The sequence below is a fragment of the Methylomonas lenta genome (assembly GCF_001644015.1).
Classification (GTDB): domain Bacteria; phylum Pseudomonadota; class Gammaproteobacteria; order Methylococcales; family Methylomonadaceae; genus Methylomonas; species Methylomonas lenta.
Genome location: NZ_LUUI01000169.1, coordinates 1 through 5,922, shown reverse-complemented (window position 1 = coordinate 5,922; position 5,922 = coordinate 1). Strand labels below are relative to the sequence as shown.

2 tRNA genes and 3 rRNA genes are annotated in these 5,922 nt (G+C 50.2%); all 5 read left to right on the top strand.

Annotated features, from left to right (window positions below):
• The first annotated feature begins 358 nt into the window (after positions 1–358).
• The 5 genes from A1359_RS21395 (at position 359) to rrf (ending at position 5,882) form a co-directional block, all read left to right on the top strand.
• A 16S ribosomal RNA gene (locus tag A1359_RS21395) occupies positions 359–1,892 on the top strand.
• Positions 1,893–1,952: 60 nt separating this feature from the next.
• A tRNA-Ile gene (locus tag A1359_RS21390) sits at positions 1,953–2,029 on the top strand.
• Between the two features lie 100 nt (positions 2,030–2,129).
• Positions 2,130–2,205 (top strand) — tRNA-Ala (locus A1359_RS21385).
• Positions 2,206–2,565: 360 nt separating this feature from the next.
• Positions 2,566–5,460, top strand: a 23S ribosomal RNA gene (locus A1359_RS21380).
• A 306-nt stretch (positions 5,461–5,766) separates the two neighbouring features.
• A 5S ribosomal RNA gene (rrf, locus tag A1359_RS21375) occupies positions 5,767–5,882 on the top strand.
• The 16S, 23S and 5S rRNA genes sit together here with 2 tRNA genes alongside, the layout of an rRNA operon.
• Positions 5,883–5,922: the final 40 nt, after the last annotated feature.

Here is a 5,922-nt window from a genome sequence, read left to right as displayed (position 1 = left end):
AAAAAAAGCGGTAGAATGGTCGGCTCTTCAGGGGGTAAGCGAAAAAGATTAGCTCCTGAGGATGCAGTAACGGTGGATGAGTATTTTAGTGGTCGAGTGGTTTGAGAGAGTGGTTTTTAACTTCCTTGAAAAATAAATTTGACACAAACCTGAAATGCTGTAGAATACACCGGCTCAACAGGGGATAAGTCTCCTGGCTCTTTAACAACCGAAATCGAAATAATTTGTGTGGGTATGTATGACGACTCATTTCTGTTAGAAATAGTCGATACAGACCACGTCAATTGAGTAATTAATTACGTTCTGTAATCGAGACCAAGATTGGGCACTCATCTTACTGAGTGTCAGATTGAAAATTAAACTGAAGAGTTTGATCATGGCTCAGATTGAACGCTGGCGGTATGCTTAACACATGCAAGTCGAACGGTAGCAGGCCTTCGGGCGCTGACGAGTGGCGGACGGGTGAGTAATGCATAGGAATCTGCCTATTAGTGGGGGACAACGTGGGGAAACTCACGCTAATACCGCATACGCCCTACGGGGGAAAGCTGGGGACCTTCGGGCCTGGCGCTAATAGATGAGCCTATGTTGGATTAGCTAGTTGGTAGGGTAAAGGCCTACCAAGGCGACGATCCATAGCTGGTCTGAGAGGATGATCAGCCACACTGGGACTGAGACACGGCCCAGACTCCTACGGGAGGCAGCAGTGGGGAATATTGGACAATGGGCGAAAGCCTGATCCAGCAATACCGCGTGTGTGAAGAAGGCCTGAGGGTTGTAAAGCACTTTCAATAGGAAGGAATACCTATCGGCGAATACCCGGTAGACTGACATTACCTATACAAGAAGCACCGGCTAACTCCGTGCCAGCAGCCGCGGTAATACGGAGGGTGCAAGCGTTAATCGGAATTACTGGGCGTAAAGCGTGCGTAGGCGGTTATTTAAGTCAGATGTGAAAGCCCCGGGCTTAACCTGGGAACTGCATTTGATACTGGATGACTAGAGTTGAGTAGAGGAGAGTGGAATTTCAGGTGTAGCGGTGAAATGCGTAGAGATCTGAAGGAACACCAGTGGCGAAGGCGGCTCTCTGGACTCAAACTGACGCTGAGGTACGAAAGCGTGGGTAGCAAACAGGATTAGATACCCTGGTAGTCCACGCCGTAAACGATGTCAACTAACCGTTGGGCGCTTTAAGTGCTTAGTGGTGGAGCTAACGTATTAAGTTGACCGCCTGGGGAGTACGGCCGCAAGGCTAAAACTCAAATGAATTGACGGGGGCCCGCACAAGCGGTGGAGCATGTGGTTTAATTCGATGCAACGCGAAGAACCTTACCTACCCTTGACATCCAGAGAATCTGTTAGAGATAGTAGAGTGCCTTCGGGAGCTCTGAGACAGGTGCTGCATGGCTGTCGTCAGCTCGTGTCGTGAGATGTTGGGTTAAGTCCCGTAACGAGCGCAACCCTTATCCTTAGTTGCCAGCGGGTAATGCCGGGAACTCTAGGGAGACTGCCGGTGATAAACCGGAGGAAGGTGGGGACGACGTCAAGTCATCATGGCCCTTATGGGTAGGGCTACACACGTGCTACAATGGCCGGTACAGAGGGCAGCGAACTTGCGAAAGTAAGCAAATCCCAGAAAGCCGGTCCTAGTCCGGATTGGAGTCTGCAACTCGACTCCATGAAGTCGGAATCGCTAGTAATCGCGGATCAGAATGCCGCGGTGAATACGTTCCCGGGCCTTGTACACACCGCCCGTCACACCATGGGAGTGGGTTGCAAAAGAAGTAGGTAGTCTAACCTTCGGGAGGGCGCTTACCACTTTGTGATTCATGACTGGGGTGAAGTCGTAACAAGGTAGCCCTAGGGGAACCTGGGGCTGGATCACCTCCTTACAAAGACAGAAACGCGTTATACGTACTCACAACAAATTATTTCGATTGAAAGACGCACCTGGGTCTGTAGCTCAGTTGGTTAGAGCGCACCCCTGATAAGGGTGAGGTCGGTGGTTCGAATCCACCCAGACCCACCAACGCATAAATGCGAGACGAAAGCAGCGAGGCGAAAGAGGAAACAGTCAAACTGTAGACACTTTCAACACAAGGCATTCGGCTTTAGTCTTTATACTATTCGGGGCCATAGCTCAGCTGGGAGAGCGCCTGCCTTGCACGCAGGAGGTCGGGAGTTCGATCCTCCCTGGCTCCACCATCAAGCTCGTAACATAGGCTTTGGGTGACGTTTTAAAAACTTCGATAGATCATCAACTCTATACCGTTTTAACCGCAAGGTCGAGACCCTATAGAATTGGTATTCATACCGATAGCTCTTTAACAATATGGAAATCTGTAGTAAACATCACGATCTGCCAAGATCGCGATGCAAACGAGTTGCAGTTTGAATGACACAATGGTTGCAAAACGGTTGTGAAAAGACAAGCAGCAAATCGTTCTCAAGCAAAAATCAGCGAACATGTCAGCTGACAAGATAACTTGAAACCAAAGCGGCGCAAAACGACGAAAGACGTGAGTCTGAAGTGGTCGAGCAAAGCCAGACGTATTCGGGTTATATGGTCAAGTGAATAAGCGCATACGGTGAATGCCTAGGCAGTAAGAGGCGATGAAGGACGTTGTAGCATGCGAAAAGCTTTGGGGAGCTTGCAAACAAGCATTGATCCAGAGATGTCCGAATGGGGAAACCCGGCTCACATAAGTGAGTCATCCTGCAGTGAATACATAGCTGCTGGAAGCGAACCCGGAGAACTGAAACATCTAAGTACCCGGAGGAAAAGAAATCAACCGAGATTCCCTAAGTAGTGGCGAGCGAACGGGGACTAGCCCTTAAGCTAGAAAGATGTTAGTGGAATGGTTCTGGAAAGACCAGCGATACAGGGTGATAGCCCCGTACACGAAAATGTCTCTTTAGTGAAATCGAGTAGGTCGGAGCACGAGAAACTTTGACTGAACATGGGGGGACCATCCTCCAAGGCTAAATACTCCTTACTGACCGATAGTGAACTAGTACCGTGAGGGAAAGGCGAAAAGAACCGCGGAGAGCGGAGTGAAATAGAACCTGAAACCGTATGCGTACAAGCAGTGGGAGCCCCTTCGTGGGGTGACTGCGTACCTTTTGTATAATGGGTCAGCGACTTACATTTTGTGGCAAGCTTAACCGAATAGGGGAGGCGTAGCGAAAGCGAGTCTTAATAGGGCGTTTAGTCGCAAGGTGTAGACCCGAAACCGGGCGATCTATCCATGACCAGGTTGAAGGTGTGGTAACACACACTGGAGGACCGAACCCACGTCTGTTGAAAAATACGGGGATGAGTTGTGGATCGGAGTGAAAGGCTAATCAAGCTCGGAGATAGCTGGTTCTCCTCGAAAGCTATTTAGGTAGCGCCTCGTGTATAACTGCTGGGGGTAGAGCACTGTTTCGGCTAGGGGGTCATCTCGACTTACCAACCCGATGCAAACTCCGAATACCAGCAAGTTTCAGCACGGGAGACACACGGCGGGTGATAAGGTCCGTCGTGAAAAGGGAAACAGCCCAGACCGTCAGCTAAGGTCCCAAAATCTATGCTCAGTGGGAAACGATGTGGAAAGGCCCAGACAGCCAGGAGGTTGGCTTAGAAGCAGCCATCCTTTAAAGAAAGCGTAATAGCTCACTGGTCGAGTCGGTCTGCGCGGAAGATTTACCGGGGCTAAGCATAGTACCGAAGCTACGGATTCACGCTATGCGTGAGTGGTAGAGGAGCGTTCTGTACGCCTGCGAAGGTTCATTGAGAAGTGGGCTGGAGGTATCAGAAGTGCGAATGCTGACATAAGTAACGATAAAGGGGGTGAAAAACCCCCTCGCCGAAAACCCAAGGTTTCCTGCGCAACGTTAATCGACGCAGGGTTAGTCGGTACCTAAGGCGAGGCCGAAAGGCGTAGTCGATGGAAAACAGGTTAATATTCCTGTACCAATAGTAACTGCGATGGGGTGACGGAGAAGGCTATATCAGCTGTCGGTTGGAAGTGGCAGTTTAAGCAAGTAGGCATGTATCTTAGGCAAATCCGGGATACTCTATGCTGAGATGTAATGACGAGCGGTTCCTCGGAACAGCGAAGTGATAGATGCCATGCTTCCAAGAAAAACCTCTAAGCTTCAGGTTATTAGTGGCCGTACCCCAAACCGACACAGGTGGGTGGGATGAGAATTCTAAGGCGCTTGAGAGAACCCAGGTGAAGGAACTAGGCAAAATGATACCGTAACTTCGGGAGAAGGTATGCCCTCATTACGTGAAGTGACTTGCTCACGGAGCGGAAGGGGGTTGCAAAAAATCGGTGGCTGCGACTGTTTAGCAAAAACATAGCACTCTGCAAACACGAAAGTGGACGTATAGGGTGTGACGCCTGCCCGGTGCTGGAAGGTTAATTGATGGGGTTATCTTCGGAGAAGCTCTTGATCGAAGCCCCAGTAAACGGCGGCCGTAACTATAACGGTCCTAAGGTAGCGAAATTCCTTGTCGGGTAAGTTCCGACCTGCACGAATGGCGTAACGATGGCCACACTGTCTCCACCTGGGACTCAGTGAAATTGAAATCGCTGTGAAGATGCAGTGTACCCGCGGCTAGACGGAAAGACCCCGTGCACCTTTACTATAGCTTGACACTGGACTTTGAACCTACTTGTGTAGGATAGGTGGGAGGCATTGAAGCGAGGACGCTAGTTCTTGTGGAGCCAACCTTGAAATACCACCCTGGTATGTTTGGAGTTCTAACCTCGATCCATTATCTGGATTAGGGACAGTGTCTGGTGGGTAGTTTGACTGGGGCGGTCTCCTCCTAAAGAGTAACGGAGGAGCACGAAGGTACCCTCAGCCTGGTCGGAAATCAGGCGATGAGTGCAATGGCATAAGGGTGCTTGACTGCGAGACGGACAAGTCGAGCAGGTACGAAAGTAGGTCATAGTGATCCGGTGGTTCTGTATGGAAGGGCCATCGCTCAACGGATAAAAGGTACGCCGGGGATAACAGGCTGATACCGCCCAAGAGTTCATATCGACGGCGGTGTTTGGCACCTCGATGTCGGCTCATCACATCCTGGGGCTGAAGCAGGTCCCAAGGGTATGGCTGTTCGCCATTTAAAGTGGTACGCGAGCTGGGTTCAGAACGTCGTGAGACAGTTCGGTCCCTATCTGCCGTGGGCGTTTGAGATTTGAGGGAAGCTGCTCCTAGTACGAGAGGACCGGAGTGGACGAACCTCTGGTGTTCCGGTTGTCATGCCAATGGCATTGCCGGGTAGCCACGTTCGGACAGGATAACCGCTGAAAGCATCTAAGCGGGAAGCCCCTCCCAAGATGAGATCTCACTGGGACTTTAAGTCCCCTGAAGGGCCGTTGGAGACTACGACGTTGATAGGCACGGTGTGGAAGCGCAGTAATGTGTGAAGCTAACGTGTACTAATTGCCCGTGAGGCTTGACCATATAACACCCAATGCGTTTGGGTTAAATAAAACAGGCGAAAGAGAAAAGACGAAAGGCAAAAAAAATGCCTCGTCCCCATCCAAAAGCCTGAGCAGTTGACATGCAGCTGATAATCAACGAGAACGAAACCACTACAGATTTCCATGAAGCAGGCGAAAGGCGAAAGAGGAAAGGTAAAAGACTGACCTGGCAAGCCCTAGACTGTAAAATTTTTAAAGTAGTAGGAAGCCAAAAGGCTGACGAGACTCACGAAAGCAATCCTTTCGTCTTGTACCTTTTACCTTTCCTCTATTTTTTACCAGTTTGCTTGGTGAACATAGCGAGCGTGAACCACCCGATCCCATCTCGAACTCGGAAGTGAAACCGCTTAGCGCCGATGATAGTGTGGCAGGTTGCCATGTGAAAGTAGGACATCGCCAAGCTCTTAATTCAAAAGCCCAACTCATCGTTGGGCTTTTTTTT